Here is a 19,299-nt window from a genome sequence, read left to right as displayed (position 1 = left end):
TGGAGAGTGAAGAGGTCCGCAGAGCCTCGCGGGAGCCTGCCCACTCCTAGCATTGGATCAAACGCTTTGCATCGGCTTCGTTAAGAGAGTGCAAGGAGACCAGAGTGATTTGAGTGGGCGGCAAGCGCGTCGGCGCCTCCCGCCGTGCGTGAGCGTCAGTCAGAACCTGCATCCTGATTCAACCAGAACGAGATCGACAAGGCGTGAGAATAGCTGCTGTTCAACAACCTTTGAATAATGGAGAATTCCAATGATCTCCCCTCTGGTTTGGCTGGCGCTCGGTACCTTCACCGTCGGAACGGAAGGCTACGTGATCGCCGGCCTCCTGCCCGACATCGCCAGAGAGGCAGGCATTTCTGTCGCTCAGGGCGGAACCCTCGTCACCGCCTTTTCCCTGTCGTACGCTTTTGGCGCCCCCATCCTTGCGACCCTGTTCGGTGACGTAGACCGCCGTCGCATTCTGGCTGCAACGATGGTTCTGTTCGCGGCCAGCAACCTGGCTGCGGCCCTGACCTCCTCGTTCCAGGCTCTGCTCCTGGCGCGTGTGATCATGGCACTCTCTGCAGGCCTGTATGCCGCGACCGCTCAGGCCACCGCCATTGCGCTTGCTCCGCCCGAACGCCGGGCCCGTGCCATCGCCGTGGTCGTCGGCGGCACCTCGGTGGCAGTAGCGCTCGGGGCCCCGATCGGTGCATTACTGGCAACCGTGACGGGCTGGCGCGGCACGTTCGTAGCCATCGCGGCCGTGAGTGTCGTCACGGCGGTGGCTGTTCTTTTCAAGATTCCCGCTCATCTGCGAGGGACGCGCATCCCGCTGCGGGAGCGCGCCATGACGATCGTGAAGCCTGGCATGCTGCCGATCCTGGTCACGACCCTCCTGATCATGACGGGGGGCTTCAGCGTCTTCACGTATCTTGCGCCGCTTGCCCTTGAGGGAGCGGGGCTGCCGGCCGTGGTCATTCCGGGCCTGCTGCTGGCCTGGGGCGTCGGCGCCGCTCTCGGCAACTTCATCGGCGGCCAGGTTGCGGACCGGTATGGGGCACGGGTCACCGCGATCTTCGCTGTTCTCGGCCTCGGCGCGATCCTGGCGATGATATCATTGACCGCCAAGCTCCTCAGTCCTGCCGTTGCCGGGCCCGCTCTCGTAGGGCTGATCGTCCTGTGGGGCATCATGGGTTGGATGACGGTGCCGGCGCAGGTGAGCCGCCTTGTCGCGCTTCACCCTGCAAGCGCCCCCGTTTCGCTGTCGCTCAACGCCTCGGCCCTCTATCTGGGTGTCGCACTCGGATCGGTTCTGGGCGGCGCGGTGATCAGCGTGGGAACGCCAGCTGATCTGGGTTGGATCGGAGCGATCCCGGTCCTCCTTGCACTCCTCATCGTGCTTGCCACAGGGCGGCTTCCCGCTCCCGGGAGGGTACAGGGTCTTTCGCAGGGTTCGGTATCTTAACCCGGGTAGTGGAACCCACGGCGAGACAGCCGGCAGTTCCCCGGGTGTCTTAGGCGACCGATCACCATAGAGTTGAACAGGGCCGCTACCTCGCCGCTTGGGCGCAGCCGATGATTTCCGCCCAGGAACTGCGAGCTGCCTTCAGGTTGCTCGGCTGAATGAGAGGACGCGGACGGATTCCCTCCACCGTTCGCGTCCTCATCCTCATCCTCAAGTGTCACAAATGCAAAGCATAGGTCCAGATGGAAGCTCGTCACGGACAAGGAAGGAGCATGCTCACCGAGAACGGATGCGTTTCGGAGGCCTTCGGGATCGTGCAAACATTGCGTGTCATGATAACCTCTGTTCCCATGACTATCGACAGGAGTAAATTAAATTTGCATCAGAGAATTCTTGAAACTGGCACGAGACTCTTACGCAGGAAAGAACAGTCTTGTTCGTCTGACCGACAAGAAGCTGCTGTCGGGCATGGGAAGCTTTCGAGGATCGCAAGGACGGCACAGCCAATGATTTTGGGTCCATCAATGCGGCGGCCCATTCTTCCGCTGCCGGGAACACTGAGTGCCGATCCTTAAGCCTTCATTGGCGCGACGACGCGGTTTAAGTATTTTCGTGTTCCAATGGCTTTCGAGAGGCTATTCGACTGGTCGGAACCATTGAAGCACAGCCTTGTCAGTTGATTAGGTGCAATTCAATCAAGGAGTACGCCGATGAAGATCCTGATGGTGCTGACCTCGCATGATCAGCTTGGCAATACCGGCAAACTGACCGGCTTTTGGCTTGAAGAATTCGCCGCGCCCTACTATGTCTTCAAAGACGCTGGCGCCGAGATCACCGTGGCCTCACCGAAGGGAGGCCAGCCACCGATCGATCCAAAGAGCGACGAGGCCGACAACCAGACCGAGGCCATGGCGCGGTTCAAGAACGATCGTGCAGCGCAGGAGGCTCTGGCGAACACGGTCAAGCTCCGTGACGTCAGGGCGGACGACTACGACACTGTCTTCTATCCGGGCGGGCACGGCCCCATGTGGGATCTCGCTGATGATCCAACCTCGATCGCCCTGATTGAAGCAGTCTACAACGCTGGCAAGCCCGTCGCCGCCGTGTGCCACGCACCCGCCGTCTTGCACCGCGTCACCTATGAGGGCCAGCCGATCGTCAAGGGCAAGCGGGTGACGGGCTTCACCAACTCCGAGGAAGAGGCCGTCCATCTCACCAACATCGTGCCGTTCCTCGTCGAGGACGAGCTGAAGCGGCTCGGGGGGCGCTATGAGAAGGCTGGCGACTGGGAGAGCTTCGTCATCGTCGACGGCCGCCTGATCACCGGCCAGAACCCCGCCTCGTCGACCGCTGTCGCCCAAGAACTCGTCAGGGTTCTGCGCTGACACGAAAGTCCCGTTACGACGTGTATCCGTCGCCGTGTTTGATACAGATCGATACAGATCTCTGCGAAGGGTACCATTGCCTGGCCCATGAGACTGCTAAAGTAAGTCAGGCATGATCTAATGGTGATAGGTATGGAGCATGTAGCCCACATCCTGGTCGTTGATGACAATCGAGAGATCTGAGAGCTTGTTTCCGATTACCTGAAGAAGAATGGCCCACGCGTGACTGTCGCTGCGGATGGGCGGCAAAATAGGGGCCTTTCTCGAAGCTGATAGGGTGGATCTGATCGTCCTGGATGTGATGATGCCGGGCGATGACTGGCTCGTGCTCTGCCGTGAGCTCCGGGCGAGCAAGCATAAATCCACGCCGGTCCTGATGCTGACGGCATGGATTGAGTTAATCATGCCACGGTCATGACAGCACTCAGCTGGCTTCGCGGGCTTCTTCATCTTCCGCAGACGTTGCGGTGGAGGTTTTTCCTTATCCTCCTTGCCGGACTGGCAGCCGCGCACGCTCTTTCCTTCCGCGTCGCGCTTCTTGAGCGCTGCATGACCGCCAAGACGATGGTGCCTGGCAATCTGGAAAAGGATGTCGGCGTTTAGATTGCCCTGCTCGATTGCCTCTCCGCGAGTGAACGCCAGCGATGGACTGCCATGCTGAAACGGGGGAACTACGACCATGAACTCGGTCCAGGTCTGCCCGGCGTTCCTGAGCTCAGCGGTCTGAGCACTGAAGTTGCCGAAATCGTCAATGCAGCGGGACGGCGCTTCCCCGTCAGGGTTGAAAGCATTCCCGGCAGTCCGCGTTGTCTCCAGGCTCACGTGACGCTCAGCGACCGTGAACAAGTCACGATCAATCTCAGACCAAGGGTCATGCCTCTCGCGGACTGGCTTCCCTACGTTCTGATTGCACAACTTCTGCTTCTCATCCTTCGCACCTGGTTTGCGGTGCGTCTGGCGATGAGGCTTCTTCTGAGACTTGCCAGCGCAGCCGAGGCCTTATCCCGGCGAGAAGGCGGCCCGGCTGCACCCAGAGCATCCGCTCCATAATCTGGTCCTCCACCTTGCGGAAGAGGTGGGCCGAGCCTTCAAGCAGTGGATGGGAAAGGTCGCTCCTAGCAGCACCAACGAAGACTATTTTGTCTCCGAGTGACGTCCACCAGGAGATGGGAAGCATGGGGTACTGAATCGAGTGGTTGGACCGGTGGTCTGTGGACGACTGCCGCTGATAGCGTGGCTCGGGTACTCGATCATGATGACTTAGCCGCCGGTCCGCGACCCGTCTCCTAAGGTGTTGAAGAACCCAGGGGGATCGGCACCGGTCCCTCCCCAGATCTATTCGATGAAGAAGAATGGTTCCAACCGGGTGCCATGAAGCATGCAGTGTCAGGGCGAAACATCAATCGTCGAGCACCAGTTCGTTCGGGGCGCAGACAATCTGGCTCTCAGGAAGTGAATTCGAGGGCAATATCAGGCCCTTGGTTGGTTCCATTCTGACGGGCATCGTATGGCTTAACCGTTACCAAGGCGTGACACGCAAAATGTCGTGGCTGCTGCATCGCCAACGGCCTCAAGGGGCAGGTGGCAACATTCGTCCGCGTGCAAAGAGGTTTCTGACGCTCGACATCGCGATCCCGAACGCGGGCGAGTCCCAGTCCGTTGAATTGTATCTGATGCCGCATCCCTCCTTCGCATGGCACACGGGGTCTAGGGGCAACAGTCACTGATCAGGACTCCACCGCCTATTCCGCCCGGTTCATGACGGCCGGCCGCCATTTCCCGATCATCTGTGTTGGCGACACGGACGGGGCCAGTCTGGAGCTCCAGATAGAACTCTGGTCCCGCAGGATTGCGATTGCCGGTACACTTCCGAACGCGGTGACATCATTCGCCGACACGGCCGCAACCTCTACCTGCGTTCAGCACTACTATGCCGCGGCGAAGCCTTGGAGGCATACATGCCGCAACGCGACCATCTCGTGCTGATCGCAACGGGAGACGGCCGCGCCATCGGCGGGCGTGGCCGCCTTATCGCCTTCGAGGGTCGCCTTGCATGGAGGCTAAAGGATTGGCTCGATCAGAGTTTCATGCGCCGGTTCTCTCCCGGAACGTAATCATCGTATCGATCCCGTATCATCGACGCCTTCGTCGAGATGCTCGATCTGAACAGCCTCAGGTTTGTGGCTGTCATTGCCGCAAAGGAGGCCGATGGACAGGGTCTGCCGGCGATTATCGGCTCCCACTGGGGGTTTTTCCCGCAATCTGGGTCTTATTCCCGCAAGATCCGGACACTCGGAAAGTGCCTGATTGTTCCCGACCGTCTTAGAATGGGATCGGATTGAACGATGTGCTTGAGACAGTCCTTAAGATCCCCGAATATACATGGCGATACAATTTCCCGTTTATCTGAACACACTCGAGATACGAGCGCGCATCATCTTTAACCTGACAGTTCGAGACAACTGCGAGCGCCAAGACCGGGTTACCACACGAGGACCACTTTCTCGAACGGTGGAAGAGTGTCTCTCGGGACGCGGCCATTCTGCCTCGCATCGATCGTGTCCATGTCCTTGTCACTCATTACGGAGCTTGGTCATGACGGCAACATCGGTATCGCCTCCTTGGGCAGCGTTCCTGCCAGATCAGCGGCTGCTTGTGCCGCGAGCCTTGGAGAGGTTCCGCAGACCGTCGAACCGTCCGCCCGCCGCGGGAACGCATCTCCCGCGGCAAGCGAAATCGTCCACACCGATCATGGCCATGACTCCTGCCGCTGACCTCCCACAGAAAGGCTTCTCACATGTCTAGCACCTCCACGCGCCTCCTCGTTGGCTTTGCCGCCGGATTCCTCTCACATGTGATCTTCCAGGGCGCGCTCGGCGCCGGTCTCTATGCGGCGGGTCTCATCCCGTCCCTCACTTGGAGCCTCGCACCGGTTCCTCCTTTTGGCGTGCCGCGCACCATCTCGCTCGGGTTCTGGGCCGGGCTCTGGGGCGTGGCTTATGCCTGGTTCGAACCCCGGCTGACGGCTCGCTTCGGGCGGGTGCTGGGCGGGTCCATCTTCGGCATCGGGCCGCTCCTCGGGCACTGGTTCGCCGCGCAACCGCTCAGAGGTCTCGGCATTGGCGGCGGCTTCAATCCCGCCATGGTTCCGATCGAAATCGCCTTCCATGTGGTCTTCGGCATCGGCTTGGCAGTGATCCTCGGTATCGGTCTTAGCTTTAGCCAGCCATCGGGCGCCGCTCGGGTCGCCGTGAAGCAATAACGGTCAAAGAAGGCTTACCACATGTCCAACTCCATGCGCCTCCTCATCGGCTTTGCCGCCGGATTCCTCTCGCACCTGATTATCGAGGGGGCGCTTGGGGCTGGCCTTTATGCCGCGGGTCTCATCCCGTCACTGCCCTGGAGCCTCGCGCCAGTGGGGCCTCTCAGGCTACCACAGAGCCTCTCCCTCGCATTCTGGGCCGGGCTTTTCGGTGTGCTTTACGTCCTGATGGAGCCGTGGCTCACCGCTTGGCTCGGGCAGTGGCAGGGCGGCTTTTTATACGGCCTTGTCGTGCCACTTTCTTGTGACTGGTTCATCGTACTGCCGCTCAAAGGCCACGGCATCGGCGGGGGCTTCCATCCCGCCGCGGTTCCGATCGACATCGCCTTGAATGCAGCCTTGGGCCTCGGAGCGGTAGTGCTCTTCTGGTGGGGCTTGGCTCTCACCCAAAGGTGGTCCCCATCATCTCCAGAGGCTCTGCGCGGCTGATCAAGCGGATCACACCAAACACGGCAGCGACGGCAGGACATCGCCTCGCACAACACGAGACCAATCATGATCATGAAACGCACCTTGGCATATCAGCCGTCCGGGAGAGGTAACGCCGATCAGGCGCAGGTCGCCAACCCATCCGCAAAGTCTCTGAAGCTCCGGTTATTGGCCGTCGCCGTTGCGGTCGCTGCGGTGGTCGCCGTCCTGAAGCTCACCGGCTTGCTCGATTATCTCAGCTTCGCGTCGCTGGCCCGCAACCGGGAATGGCTGGTCGGACGCGTCGACGCTCTCGGCTTCGCCGCCCCGGCAGTGTTCGTCCTGGTCTACGCCGTCTGCACCGCACTCTCGCTGCCGACGGGCCTCCTGCTGTCGACTCTCGGAGGCTTTCTCTTTGGAACGGCATGGGGCGGGCTGAGCAACGTCGTCGGGGCGACGCTTGGCGCCACAATCGTCTTCCTGGCCGCCAAGACCATCCTCGGCGATCTCCTGCGCGCCCGCGCTGGCCCCTTCCTGCAGAAGCTGGAGGCGGGCTTTCGCGAGAACGAGCTCAGCTACATGCTCGTGCTCCGGCTGGTGCCGCTGTTTCCGTTCTGGCTCGTCAACCTGGCGCCAGCATTCCTCGGCGTCCGCACGTCCACCTTCGTCATCGGCACCTTCTTCGGCATCATTCCAGGGGCGTTCGTCTTTGCCAGCGTCGGAACGGGCCTTGGCGCCATCCTGGAGAGCGGCGGGACGCCGGACGGCTCGGCGATCCTCCAGCCGCGCGTCCTCCTGCCCATCGTCGGCCTCGTCGTTCTGTCGCTGATTCCGGTCGTCGTGAAGCGCTTCCGGCGTTCGCCCTCTACTAATGCGGAAAAACTCTCATGAGTGACAAGCCAATCGATGTCGACATCTGCGTGATCGGTGCCGGCTCGGCCGGATTGTCGGTTGCTGCCGGCGCGTCCCAGCTCGGCGCCTCGACCGTTCTGATCGAGCGCGACAGGATGGGAGGGGATTGCCTCAACACGGGCTGCGTTCCCTCAAAGGCGCTGCTCGCGGCCTCCAAGGCGGCCCGCCGCTGGCGAAAGGAGGGAGCCTTCGGTGTGACCTATGCGCCGCCAGGCGTCGATGTCTCGGCGGTCAACCGGCACGTCCATGACGTGATCGGCGCGATTGCCCCGAACGACTCGGTCGAGCGTTTCGAGGGGCTCGGCGTCAAGGTCATCAAGGGCACCGCCCGTTTCATCGGACCGCGCGAGGTCGTGGTCGACGGAACGCGGATCCGCGCACGGCGCATCGTCGTCGCCACGGGGTCGCGCGCGGCGGCGCCGCCAATCCCCGGTCTCGACAGCGTGCCCTACCTCACCAACGAGACGGTGTTCGAGAACGTGGAGCTGCCGCGGCATCTCATCATTATCGGCGGTGGGCCGATCGGTCTGGAGATGGCTCACGCTCACCGAGGCCTCGGCTCCGAGGTGACTGTTCTGGAAGCTGCCCGCATCCTACCCAAGGACGACCCTGAAGCCGCGGATTTGCTGCGGCAGCATCTCGCCGGTGAGGGCATCTCGATCCGCGAGGGGGTCAGGATCACCCACATCGAGCCGGAGGAGGACGGCATCGCCGCCGTGATCGAGACGGAACGCGGCAAGGAGCGGATTGTCGGCTCGCACCTTCTAGTCGCCGCCGGACGGCGGCCGAACGTCGCCGGCCTGGATCTCGAGCAAGCCGGCATCGCGTACGGCCCAAGCGGCATTCAGGTCGATGCGCGCCTGCGCACCACCAATCGGCACGTCTTCGCGATCGGCGATGTGGCTGGCGGACCGCAATTCACCCACGTTGCGAGCTATCACGCCGGAATCGTGATCCGTAACGCGCTGTTCCGCCTGCCCGCCAAGGTGGATTACCGGGCGTTGCCGTGGGTGACCTACACCGAGCCAGAACTCGCTCAGGCCGGCCTAACGGAAGAACAGGCCCGCGCGGCACATGGCGACGACATCGTTGTCTTGCGCTGGCCGTATCACGAGAACGATCGGGCACAGGCGGAGCGCGAGACTCAGGGCTTCGTCAAGGCCGTGACAACGAAGTCGGGACGAATCCTTGGTGCGACGATTGTTGGCGCTCATGCCGGCGAGCTGATCCACGTTTGGGTCCTTGCGATCAGCCAGGGCTTGAACATCAAGGCGCTCGCCAACATGATCGCTCCCTATCCGACCCTCGGTGAGATCAGCAAGCGCGCTGCAGGCAGCTTCTACACGCCGAAGCTGTTCAGCAAACGCACGAAGCGGCTGGTGCGCTTCCTGTCCCGCTTCGGATGATGCGACAAGCGCCGCATCGCCCGCCGTGCCGTCGTCGACTGATCAAACGGAGAGCTCCCATGCGCCTGCTCGCACTCGCCGTCACAACCCTGGCCCTGCTCGCCTCGCCCTCGCATGCGGCCGAGACCCGCTCCTTTGAGGACATCGCCGCCAAGGCGCGCGGTCAGACCGTGGACTGGAATGCTTGGGCCGGCGACCCTCAGACCAATGCCTTCATCACCTGGGTTGGCGCAGAGGTGGAACGCCGCTACGGTGTCAAAGTCAACCATGTGAAGCTCACCGACACGGCGGAGGCCGTCACCCGCGTCGTGGCCGAGCGGGCGGCAGGCCGCAATGAGGGTGGCGGTGTCGATCTCATCTGGATCAACGGTCCGAACTTTCTCGCAATGAAGAGCCAGGGCCTGCTGTACGGCCCGGTGACGCAGGCGCTGCCCAACTTCCGGTTCGTGGACACTGAGAGGCGCCCATCCAGCATCGTTGACTTTACCGTGCCGGTGGAGGGCTATGCTGTGCCCTGGCGTGTGGCGCAGATCGTCTATGTCTACGACAGTGCCCGTACGGATCCCAAGACCCTGCCCCGCTCCATTCCCGCGATGCTGGAGTGGGCGAAGGCCAATCCCGGTCGCCTCACTCACCCGAACGGCCGCAACTTCCTGGGCGCCACCTTTCTGAAGCAGGCGCTCTACGAGCTCGCCCCCGACCCGTCCATGCTACAGAAGCCCGCGACGGATGGGGCCTTCGGGCTAGCCACCGCGCAGCTCTGGACTTGGTACAACGTGTTGCGGCCGTATCTGTGGCGGGAGGGGCGGAGCTTCCCGGAGACGGGACCCGCCCAGCGCCAGCTCCTCGCCGACGGCGAGATCGATTTTGCCGTTTCGTTCGACCCGGCCGAGGCCGCGGTCTCGATCAACAGCGGCCTGTTGCCGGACACCGCGCGGGTCATGACCTTGGAAAAAGGCACCATCGGCAATACGAGCTTCGTCGCGATCCCCTACAACGCGGCCGACAGAGAGGGCGCGATGGTTGTGGCGAACTTCCTCCTTGAACCCGCAACCCAAGCGCGGGCGCAGGATCCGAAGCAGATGGGCAGCTTTACGGTGCTCGACCTGGACAAGCTCTCCCCTGACGAGCGACGGCTGTTCGACCACCCACCCGAGGCCAAGGGCCTGCCCACCAACGCGGAACTCGGCAACTCCCTTCCTGAGCCCCACCCGTCCTGGATGACACGCATCACCGAGGAGTGGGAACGTCTGATGAATCGCTGAACCCATGTGGCTCCGCCTCGCGCCCGCTCTTACTCTTGCGCTGCTGCTCGGGCCGATCGGACTGGGCTTCGCCTGGACCGTGCTTCCCGCCTTCGGGCATATGCCGAGCATCGGCGCAGTAGGGCCAACGCTCGATCCCTGGCGGACACTCTTTGTTACATCTGGCTTTATCGACACCCTGCGCGTGACCGTCACGGCGGGTCTGACCGCAACCTGTCTCTCCCTGGTTCTGGCCGCAGGTTTCTGCGCGATCGCGGCTGGGTCGCGAACATTCTCGAGGCTCTCACGCCTCGTCGCCCCCCTCCTCGCTACACCGCATTCGGCCATCGCGCTGGGCTTTGCCTTTCTGGTTCTGCCGAGCGGCTGGATCGTGCGTGCAATTTCCCCTGAGCTAACTGGCTGGACGCGTCCGCCGGTGGGACTCGTCACGATCGGAGACACCGCTGGGCTATCCCTGGTGGGCGGCCTGCTCCTGAAGGAGGTCCCTTATCTCGTGCTCATGATCATCGGCGCCTCGGCGCAGGTTCCGGTTGCGGCCACGCTCGCCGTCTCACGCGCGCTCGGCCATCGCGGGCTGTCAGCCTGGGTGAAGGCGGTGCTGCCGCAGATCTATCCCCAGATCCGCCTGCCGCTATACGCCGTGCTCGCGTTCTCTCTTTCGGTGGTGGACGTCGCGATCATCCTCGGGCCAAGTCAGCCGCCGCCCCTGGGCGTGCTCGCGACACGCTGGTTCTCCGATTACGACCTGTCGCGCTATCCGCCTGCCGCCGCGGCAGCCGTGCTACAGCTCATTGTCGTGATTGCGGCGATTGGGCTCTGGAGGGTTGCTGAGATCCCGATTGCTGCCCTCGGTCGGTCCTGGGCTGAGGGGGGCTCGCGTGGCTTTGCCAGCGCGCTCCTCATCCGCCTTGCCGGGATTGCGGCACTCCTGGCCGGTGGGCTCGGGCTCGCCGCGATCCTCGGTATGGTGGTCTGGTCCCTCGCCCTCGTCTGGCGTTTTCCCGACGCCTGGCCCTCGGCGCTCGGCCTTGCGACGTGGCAGGCACAGGCCGGCATCGTCGCGCCTGCGCTGGCGAATACAATAATCATTGGCGCTGCCGCAACGGTGCTTGCAATCCTTCTGGTCCTCGCCTGCCTTGAGAACGAGGTCCGCCGCGGACGCCGCCCGGGCGGGGCTGCGCTCTGGCTCCTGTTTCTCCCGCTCCTGGCACCGCAGATTGCCTTCCTGTTTGGAGTCCAAGTTACCCTAGTGCGGGTCGGCCTCGATGGCACCCTGTTCGCTGTCATCTGGAGCCATTTGGTGTTCGTACTGCCTTACGTATTCCTGTCGCTCGCCGATCCCTTTCGGGCCCTCGACCCGCGCCTGCCGGCGACCGCTGCGGCGCTCGGTGCAGACCCGATCCGGGTCTTTGTCACGATCAAGCTGCCGCTGCTCCTGCGGCCGCTCCTGATTGCCGCCGCCGTGGGCTTCGCGGTGAGCGTGGGGCAGTATCTTGCAACTTTGTTCCCCGGAGCGGGACGCATCTCAACACTCACGACCGATGCGGTGACACTTGCAAGCGGTGCGGACAGGCGCATCATCGGCGTCTATGCGGCGCTCCAGGCCGCGCTACCCCTTCTCGCTTACGTGGCCGCGCTCGGTGCCCCGGCCTTCCTCTACCGCCATCGTCGGGCCTTGCGTCCATGAAGCAACCCGCCGCACTCAATCTGAACGAAGTGACGATTCGGCTTCGAGGCACCGGGGCAGCTCTCGTTGAGAATCTAGAGCTCTCTATCTCGCCCGGGACTGTGACAACGCTCATGGGCCCGAGCGGCTCGGGCAAGTCGACCTTGCTCGCCTTCTGTGCGGGCTTTCTCGACCGGAGTGCCTTCGCAGCCTCGGGCGCTGTTTGCATCGGCGAGGACCGGATTGACGGCTTGCCTGCCGAGCGACGCCGTCTTGGTCTGCTGTTCCAGGATGCCCTGCTGTTCCCCCACCTCTCGGTTGGCAGCAATCTGCTCTTCGGCCTCCCGCGCAGCGCGGCCCGTTCGCGTTTCGAGCGCCGGCAGATCATCGAGGACGCACTTGCTCAGGCTGGGCTTGCGGGCTACGCGGATCGCGATCCGGATACGCTGTCGGGTGGTCAGAGGGCCCGGGTGGCGCTCCTGCGGACGCTTCTGGCCGAGCCGCGTGCCCTCCTCCTCGATGAACCATTCTCCAAGCTTGATGCGGCCCTTCGTGCGGAGATCCGGACCTTCCTCTTCGAGCACGTGCGCGCCCGCTCGCTTCCGACGCTGCTCGTCACCCACGATGCAGCCGATGCCGAGGCAGCCGGTGGAGCGCTTGTCACCTCTTAAGAGTTGGATCCTCAGCCCAGATGCGGACGAACACCTCATCTAAGAACCACTCGTCGCCGAGTTATGGCCGGCGCCGCTTGAGGCTATTGGCGCATGCTCGCCCAAAGCGCAGGCTCCACTCGCGGATGGTCCATAGCTAACCACGATGCGCCGCGTCGCCAGGATCAGTTCGACTTCCCGCAGGCTCAGACTGTAGCAATGATACACCAGCGCGGATACACCAACACGGCCTAAGCTTTGTGGGGATTCATTGTGAATTGATAACGGCGGCTGCGAGATAGATCATTGCGGAGAAGCTTTGGTCGATTTTGTCGGCTCTCATGGCAATGCGCTTGAACTCCTTGAGCCGACAAAAGAAGTTTTCGATGAGATGCCGCCAGAGGTCGCGGTCGAGCGGTAGGGGTTTTGTGCGTCTTGGGTGCTGAGAGATGACGATCTTGGCACCACGTGCATTGAGATCGGCAATGATGGTATCGCTGTCGAAGGCCTTGTCGGCGATGAGACCGCCAAAATCGACACCGTCGATCAGCGGCTCGACGCCGACCGTGTCGAAGCGATGGCCTGGCAGGAGCTCGAAGCGCACGAGATTGCCAAGCGCATCGGTCAACGCGAGGATCTTGGTGGTCATGCCACCCTTGGAGCGGCCTATGGCCTGGCTCGCAGTCACCCTTTTGCGCCTTGTCCGTGGCGATGGACCTTGACGATGGTGGCGTCGACCATGGCGTATTCCAGGTCGGGCTCGTCCGAGCAGGCTTGGAAGAGCGTCACGAAAACATCGGCCTTGCGCCAGTCGCTGAAGCGGCGAAACGCCGTGCTCCAGTTCCCGAAATGTGCGGGCAGATCGCGCCAGGGTGAGCCGGTTCGCACGATCCACAGCACGGCCTCGATGAAGCGGCGGTTGTCGCTGCCGCTGCGTCCGGGGTCGGTTGGCTTACCCAGACAATGCGGCTCCATCTTCGCCCATTGGGCATCCGTCAATACATAGCGGTTCATCAAGAGCTTAAATCATAATCCCAAGCTCATTTGAATCCCCACAAGCCCTAGTTGATAATTTCAGCCGGAAAGCGAAAGCCACGGTAGGGTTTGACTCTGTGCTCATGCCCGAGACCCTGCCACAGACCCGATCTCTGGCCAACTTGATGGAGTGGACGCTCCCTGCTCACCGGCATCAAAGTGCCAAAGGGTGGTCGTCATGAAGAGGGCCACAAGGAGAGGGAGCGTCCGCCATGGAGATTACCACAGTCGGCCTGGATCTGGCCAAACACATCTTCCAAGTGCACGCGGTTGATGAGACCGGGAAGGTCGTAGTTCGGAAACGGCTGCGCCGCCTGGACGTGCTGTCGTTCTTCGCATCCGTGCCGCCGTGCCTGATCGGCATGGAAGCGTGGGCGACCTCTCACTATTGGGCACGTGAGTTGACCAAGCTGGGCCATACGGTCAAGTTGATGCTGCCGGCTTACGTCAAAGCCTATGTCACGCGGGAAGACCGATGCAGCCGATGCCGAGGCGATCTGCGAGGCGGTCACACGCCCGAGCATGCGCTTCGTGCCGGTCAAATCAGCCGAGCAGCAGAGCGTCTTGATGCTCCACCGGGTGCGGGCGCTTCTGATCCGTTAGCGCACCATGCTGATCAACGCCCTACGCGGGCACTTGGCCGAGTTCGGCATCATCGTCGCCCATGGGATCAGCCGCATCCGAGAGCTGATCAAGCTCATGACCGACGAAAGCGCCGATGCCGGGCTGCCGCCGCTGGCCCGGCGGGCTCTGGCGCCACTTGTCGACCAATTGCTCGATCTGCAGCCACGGATCCGAGCGCTTGAGGCCGAACTCCTGGCTTGGCACCACCAGAGGCAAGAGAGCCGCAGGCTCGAGACGATCCCAGGTGTGGGCTTCATCACCGCCACAGCCCTTGCAGCGACCGTGCCGGACCCATCCCACTTCCGCTCCGGGCGGGAGTTTGCCGCCTGGCTGGGACTGACCCCGCGGCCGAATTCATCAGGCGGCAAGGAGCGGTTGGGGCGGATCTCGAAGATGGGCGATGGCTACTTGCGAACGCTGCTGGTGGTCGGGGCCACGGCCGTTATTCGCTACGCCCGAACGAAGACAGCAGCGGACACAGCTTGGATCAACAGTCTGCTGTCCAAGAAACCCGTTCGGCTGGTCTCGGTCGCGTTGGCCAACAAGACGGCGCGGACCGCCTGGGCACTCCTGGTCAGAGGCGAGGTCTACCGATCTGCCGTGGTGGCTGCGGCTTGATGGGTTGCTACGGATTGAAATTCTCGGGCTGGGAAGGGTGACGATGACGTGATGCGAACCGCTCGAGCCGGGATCAGACAAACCTGCGGTACTGTCAGAGCTTCGAGCTCGTCAACTTGTGAGGGATCTGATCTGCGGACTTACATCAGGGCCAGCGACCACAAGAGCCGCACTTACAGGCCGTAGATATGACTGCACCCGACCACTTGCACTCATGTTCAACAAAACCCTTGCCGGCAGGGAGCGTCTAGATATGACAGTACCCTCCGAGTGCAGCGGTGCTATCCGAGTCACCCGGAGGCATAGTTCAGGCCAGGAACTGATCCCGAATGGGAAGCTGCCGGATCCGCTTGCCCGTCGCAGCGAACACCGCATTGGCGAGGGCTGGTGCCACAGGTGGCACACCCGGCTCGCCCACGCCCCCAAGCGGGTGCCCGTAATCGTGCGCTGCGACGAGGTGCACATGGATCTCGCGCGGCGCTGTATCGATCCGGGTTACCTCATAGCTGTCGAAGTTGTTCTGCTCGACACGACCGCTCTTGAATGAGATCTCGGAGGTCGTCGCAAGCCCTACCCCCATGATGACTGCACCTTCCATCTGGGAGCGAATGCGGTCGGGATTGATTCGGGGTCCACAGTCGATGGCGATATCGACCCGCGGGATGACGAGCCTGTTCCCATCCACCCGCACCTCGGCGGCGACGGCCACGTAGCTCACAAAGCTGTAATGGCCTGCGATGCCAAGCCCATTGCCCTGCGGCAAGTCGCGCCCCCAGCCGATGCCGGCTGCGGCCGTCTCGATGACCTGCCGCAGGCGACCCGTATCGATCGGATAGAGCTTCGGGTCCTCGCCATGGTTCCAAGCATCCCCGATCTCGGTCGGGTCGATGATGCGCGCGGGACCAATCAGGTCGAGAAGGTAGTCCTTCGGGTCACGTCCGGCAGCATGCGCCAGCTCGGCAACAAACGATTGGATCGCGAACGCATGCGGCACGTTCGAGACCGACCGGAACCAGCCGATCCGGGTATGTGCTGCCGCTTCCGGGTTCTCCATGCGAACGTTCGGCACATCAAAGGGCGCATTCACCAGGCCCATGCCGAGTTCGAATGGCAGTTCGTGCTTGGGATCGGGAGCGAAGATGGAGCCGATCGTTGGCGCTGCACTACGCTGCAACCAAGCCACAGGCATGCCACGCTCGTCGAGGCCGGCCTCGAGCCTCTCGACAGAGACGGTATGGTAGTAGCCGTGGTGCAGATCGTCTTCCCGCGTCCATGTCACCTTCACGGGAGTTCCGCCCATGGCCTGGCTGATCAGGCCGGCTTCAAGAACGAAATCCGGCTTGGACTTGCGGCCGAAGCCGCCCCCTAGCAATGTGACATTGACGGTGACGTTCTCTTCGGGAAGGCCGAGACGCTCCGCTAGACGGGTGCGGGTGGCTTGCGGAGCTTGAACGCAGGCCCACGCCTCGCACTTGCCGTCCTTGATCTGGACAAGCGCGGCTGGTGGCTCCATCGGCGACTGGGCCAAGTGGGGAATATAGTACTCGGCCTCAACCCGCTTCGCCGCCCCTGCCATCGCAGCGTCGACGTCGCCTTGCCTGCGGACCACCTTGGCTGGCTTGCGTGCCGCAGCCTCCAGTTCGGCACGGTAAGTGTCTGAGCTATAGCTCGCATGCGGACCGTCGTCCCACACGATTTTGAGTTTTTCGCGCCCCTGCATGGCAGCCCAACTATTGCGTGCCACAACCGCGACACCACCCAATGGCTGGAATTCGGACGGGATGTCGGGTGGCGAGATCTGCACTACTCTGACCACACCAGAGACCTTCAAAGTATCGGCATCGTCGACGCTCTTGACGCGCCCACCGAAAACAGGCGGGCGTGCGACCACCGCGTACAGCATTCCGTCGGCACGAGCGTCGATTCCGTACACGGCCTTGCCGGTCGTGATATCCTGATTATCGATTAGGCCTACCCGATCTTTGCCAATGTACCTGAAGGCAGAAGGGTCCTTCAGCTTCAGCGCCTCACGTGCCGGCACTGGCTGGGATGCGGCAGCGGTCGCGAGCGTACCGTAGTCGAGCCTACGGCCGGTACGTTCATGCAGCACGGCGTGCTCCCGTGCGCGGACCTCCTGGACCGGCACACCCCACTGAGCGGCGGCGGCTTGCTCCAGCATTGTACGGGCAGAAGCACCAACTCGGCGCATTGGCTGGAAGAAATGGCGCAGCGAGCGTGAGCCGTCCGTATCCTGGTTGCCATACCGGGCCTCGTTGCCCTGCGCTTGGGCCACACGGACTCTGGACCAATCGGCGTCTAGCTCGTCCGCCACCACCATTGCAATCGAGGTGCGAACCCCTTGGCCCATCTCCTGACGATGGCAGGTGACGGTGACAAGGCCATCCGGGCTGATCGAGACGAAGATCTTCGGATCGTCACGCCACCCGTTCGGCATGCCGTCGGCACCGAACTTGTTCTCCTGTGCATTGGCTTCGATCGGTACGCCGATGGCAAGCACCAACGACCCGGCAGCAGCCCCAGCCAGGAACCCACGCCGGCTGACGTTCGCAACCACATGAGCGCGTTCTTTGTAGTCTGTCATCTCTGAGCTCCCGTGCTGGCCTGCTTGATGGCGGCACGAATGCGTGGGTATGTCCCGCACCGACAAATGTTGCCGCTCATGGTGCTGTCGATGTCCTCGTCGGTCGGGTTCGGGTTTTCCTTGAGGAGCGACGCGGCCTGCATGATCTGGCCGGGCTGACAGTAGCCGCACTGCGATACGTTGAGGTCTCTCCAGGCGACTTGGACGGGATGATTGCCGTCGGGTGACAGACCCTCGATTGTTGTCACCGTGGCTCCTAACGCGACTGTCATCGGGGTCACGCATGCACGAACCGCAGTGCCGTCAAGATGCACGGTACAAGCCCCGCATTGGGCGACGCCGCAACCGAACTTCGTGCCGGTCAGGCCCGCTACATCCCGCAGGTACCACAGGAGCGGCATGTCTTCGTCACCGTCGAATGATCTCTCGGCGCCGTTTACGACCAGTGTCGCCATGGTCTTCTCCTCTGTCGTGATAGAAAAACGCATTGATACGATGACGCCCTGGCGGCTTCAGGCTGCGATCAATCGAGCAACCTGGTGTACAAGCCGCTTCCAGCAGCGCTGATGGTGCTCTCTGGCTAACCCCGCGGCAGGGCCTAGGAGAAGCAAGATAGGGCGGGCGGGATGCTCGGCGAGCCTACTGCGCTGGCCCGAGTTCGCGACGGGCGTCCTCAATGGCCGTGGAGCATCCCGCGGCATTACCGTCGCGATCGAGCGCCTGCGCCCGACTGAGAGCCGCCCGTGCTCTCATGGCATTGTCTCCCCCGGCAAGTGGCGTCGCCGCAGCGGTCGCTCCAACGTCATGTTCCGGGAGCTTCTGCACCGATGATCCGGGCGAGGTCGGCTGCTTGTTGGCCTGCATAGCCTGGGACTCACGAGAAGCCGCAACGGCCTGCCCGCCGGAGGACAAGGCCGCGCTTCTCGACACGGCCTCATCAACCCGTGGCTCCAGTACACGGATAGCATCACCACAGGGCGACGCCAGAGCCGGCCCAGTGATGAGAAAGCCGGAAGCGATGACACCAACAAAGCTGAGCTGTTTCATGGTTCTTGTCCGTCTGGTGATTATGAGAACTCCGGCAAAACCCGAACAGTTGCGACGTCTGGACTGATTGACCTGGGTGGTTCCACCTCAGTTGTTTGAAAAGGGACCGCCGGCGACTCGACGATGCCGGGGTGCGGCAATGGCTCCTTCCCGACGATGAACCACCGTGGGAGAAATTTCGGTTCTGCGGGCCGTCTTTTTGGGGGCTCTACCGCCGTCTCGCCGCCGCAACAAAGGCGCTTGCAGACTTGTGGATGCAACGTCGGTTCATCGGATGGAAACGGCTTCGCTGGCCATCGATGATACCCACAACTCCTGACGTTCCGTATTCTCATGTCGAGGTGCGGACCTTGGTGCTCAAAAGTTGCTTCGAATTATGGCAACTGCAGCCACGCTGAACCAATGATTCGCATTTTCGACCCATCCTGGATCTCCGCACTAGCTAGGGGTGAGAAGCTTCGGCTGATCTTGGGTGACTATCATGAGCCTGATGCTTACTGTTGCCTAGATAACGACTGTCTCGATATTGCGGGAGCTGGTTGGAGCTTGCGGGAATAATAGATGTCGACTGCGTCATCACGTTACCCGAGGCATGACGAGAAGCTATTTAGGTAGGCTGGCATGATCAAATTTGTCATTTACAAAAGCTACGCCTTCTAGGAGGGATCATCACTCATGCAAACTGATGATATCTCAGGTTTCCCTTGAGCCTGCGGCTGCTCGGAGAGATTCTACTGCAGCGTGTAATCATACTCCTGCGAGAACGTCCAGCGGAGGCCGTGAAGTTCAGGCCGCCTTACATCCCCGCCTCAAGCGCAAAGCAAAGCCAAATTCTAGATCATCTTCCGCCGGTACTCCCGGGGCGAGTGGCCGGTGGTCTGCCGGAACAGGGCCGAAAACCGGCTCAGGCTG

14 protein-coding genes and 3 pseudogenes are annotated in these 19,299 nt (G+C 62.2%); 13 read left to right on the top strand and 4 right to left on the bottom strand.

Annotated elements, in window-relative coordinates:
* Positions 1–250 precede the first annotated feature (250 nt).
* The 12 genes and pseudogenes from IC232_RS30175 (at position 251) to IC232_RS30120 (ending at position 12,482) form a co-directional block, all read left to right on the top strand.
* Positions 251–1,447 carry an MFS transporter gene (locus tag IC232_RS30175; protein ID WP_190848636.1) on the top strand — a complete coding sequence of 399 codons (1,197 nt, stop codon included), beginning with the start codon at positions 251–253 and terminating at the stop codon, positions 1,445–1,447.
* A 710-nt stretch (positions 1,448–2,157) separates the two neighbouring features.
* Positions 2,158–2,832, top strand: coding sequence for a type 1 glutamine amidotransferase domain-containing protein (locus tag IC232_RS30170; protein WP_190848635.1), 675 nt, complete (start codon positions 2,158–2,160; stop codon positions 2,830–2,832).
* Positions 2,833–2,964: 132 nt separating this feature from the next.
* A pseudogene (locus IC232_RS30165) lies at positions 2,965–3,220 on the top strand (response regulator); the annotation flags it as partial.
* A gap of 26 nt (positions 3,221–3,246) precedes the next feature.
* A complete protein-coding gene (locus tag IC232_RS30160) occupies positions 3,247–3,435 on the top strand; it encodes a hypothetical protein (RefSeq protein ID WP_190848633.1) in 189 nt (62 codons plus the stop codon).
* Positions 3,436–4,790: 1,355 nt separating this feature from the next.
* Complete coding sequence (locus IC232_RS30155; RefSeq protein WP_190848632.1) at positions 4,791–4,946, top strand: hypothetical protein; 156 nt, start codon at positions 4,791–4,793, stop codon at positions 4,944–4,946.
* Between the two features lie 683 nt (positions 4,947–5,629).
* Positions 5,630–6,094, top strand: a complete 465-nt coding sequence (locus IC232_RS30150) for a hypothetical protein (RefSeq protein WP_190848631.1) — start codon at positions 5,630–5,632, stop codon at positions 6,092–6,094.
* A 21-nt stretch (positions 6,095–6,115) separates the two neighbouring features.
* Positions 6,116–6,583 carry a hypothetical protein gene (locus IC232_RS30145; protein WP_190848630.1) on the top strand — a complete coding sequence of 156 codons (468 nt, stop codon included), beginning with the start codon at positions 6,116–6,118 and terminating at the stop codon, positions 6,581–6,583.
* Between the two features lie 66 nt (positions 6,584–6,649).
* Positions 6,650–7,453: a TVP38/TMEM64 family protein gene (locus IC232_RS30140; protein ID WP_246812500.1), complete on the top strand. Its 804-nt coding sequence runs from the start codon at positions 6,650–6,652 to the stop codon at positions 7,451–7,453.
* Positions 7,450–8,880 carry a dihydrolipoyl dehydrogenase family protein gene (locus tag IC232_RS30135; RefSeq protein ID WP_190848629.1) on the top strand — a complete coding sequence of 477 codons (1,431 nt, stop codon included), beginning with the start codon at positions 7,450–7,452 and terminating at the stop codon, positions 8,878–8,880. Before IC232_RS30140 ends, IC232_RS30135 begins: the two co-directional genes overlap by 4 nt.
* Positions 8,881–8,939: 59 nt before the next feature.
* Positions 8,940–10,145, top strand: coding sequence for an ABC transporter substrate-binding protein (locus IC232_RS30130; protein WP_190848628.1), 1,206 nt, complete (start codon positions 8,940–8,942; stop codon positions 10,143–10,145).
* 4 nt (positions 10,146–10,149) lie between these two features.
* On the top strand, positions 10,150–11,832 hold the full coding sequence (locus IC232_RS30125; protein WP_190848627.1) for an ABC transporter permease: 1,683 nt from the start codon (positions 10,150–10,152) through the stop codon (positions 11,830–11,832).
* The gene (locus IC232_RS30120) at positions 11,829–12,482 is read left to right on the top strand and encodes an ATP-binding cassette domain-containing protein (protein WP_190848626.1); all 654 of its coding nucleotides are present in this window, start codon (positions 11,829–11,831) and stop codon (positions 12,480–12,482) included. The genes IC232_RS30125 and IC232_RS30120 overlap by 4 nt, the downstream gene beginning before the upstream one ends.
* A 247-nt stretch (positions 12,483–12,729) precedes the next feature.
* Here the strand turns inward: IC232_RS30120 and IC232_RS30115 are convergent.
* A pseudogene (locus IC232_RS30115) lies at positions 12,730–13,436 on the bottom strand (IS5 family transposase).
* A 272-nt stretch (positions 13,437–13,708) separates the two neighbouring features.
* Between IC232_RS30115 and IC232_RS30110 the strand changes: the two are divergent.
* Positions 13,709–14,738, top strand: a pseudogene (locus tag IC232_RS30110) (IS110 family transposase).
* A gap of 307 nt (positions 14,739–15,045) precedes the next feature.
* Here IC232_RS30110 and IC232_RS30105 read toward each other — a convergent pair.
* The 3 genes from IC232_RS30105 to IC232_RS30100 all read right to left on the bottom strand — a co-directional run bounded on the left by IC232_RS30105 (position 15,046) and on the right by IC232_RS30100 (position 18,387).
* The gene (locus IC232_RS30105; protein WP_246812499.1) at positions 15,046–17,340 is read right to left on the bottom strand and encodes a xanthine dehydrogenase family protein molybdopterin-binding subunit; all 2,295 of its coding nucleotides are present in this window, start codon (positions 17,338–17,340) and stop codon (positions 15,046–15,048) included.
* Positions 17,337–17,795, bottom strand: coding sequence for a (2Fe-2S)-binding protein (locus tag IC232_RS32730; protein WP_246812498.1), 459 nt, complete (start codon positions 17,793–17,795; stop codon positions 17,337–17,339). The genes IC232_RS30105 and IC232_RS32730 overlap by 4 nt, the downstream gene beginning before the upstream one ends.
* Positions 17,796–17,979: 184 nt before the next feature.
* The gene (locus tag IC232_RS30100) at positions 17,980–18,387 is read right to left on the bottom strand and encodes a hypothetical protein (protein ID WP_190848623.1); all 408 of its coding nucleotides are present in this window, start codon (positions 18,385–18,387) and stop codon (positions 17,980–17,982) included.
* Positions 18,388–19,299 lie beyond the last annotated feature (912 nt).

This window comes from Microvirga sp. (genome assembly GCF_014699075.1).
Classification (GTDB): domain Bacteria; phylum Pseudomonadota; class Alphaproteobacteria; order Rhizobiales; family Beijerinckiaceae; genus Microvirga.
Note: the sequence above shows the minus strand (reverse complement) of the source record. Positions and strands in the feature narration are given on the sequence as shown.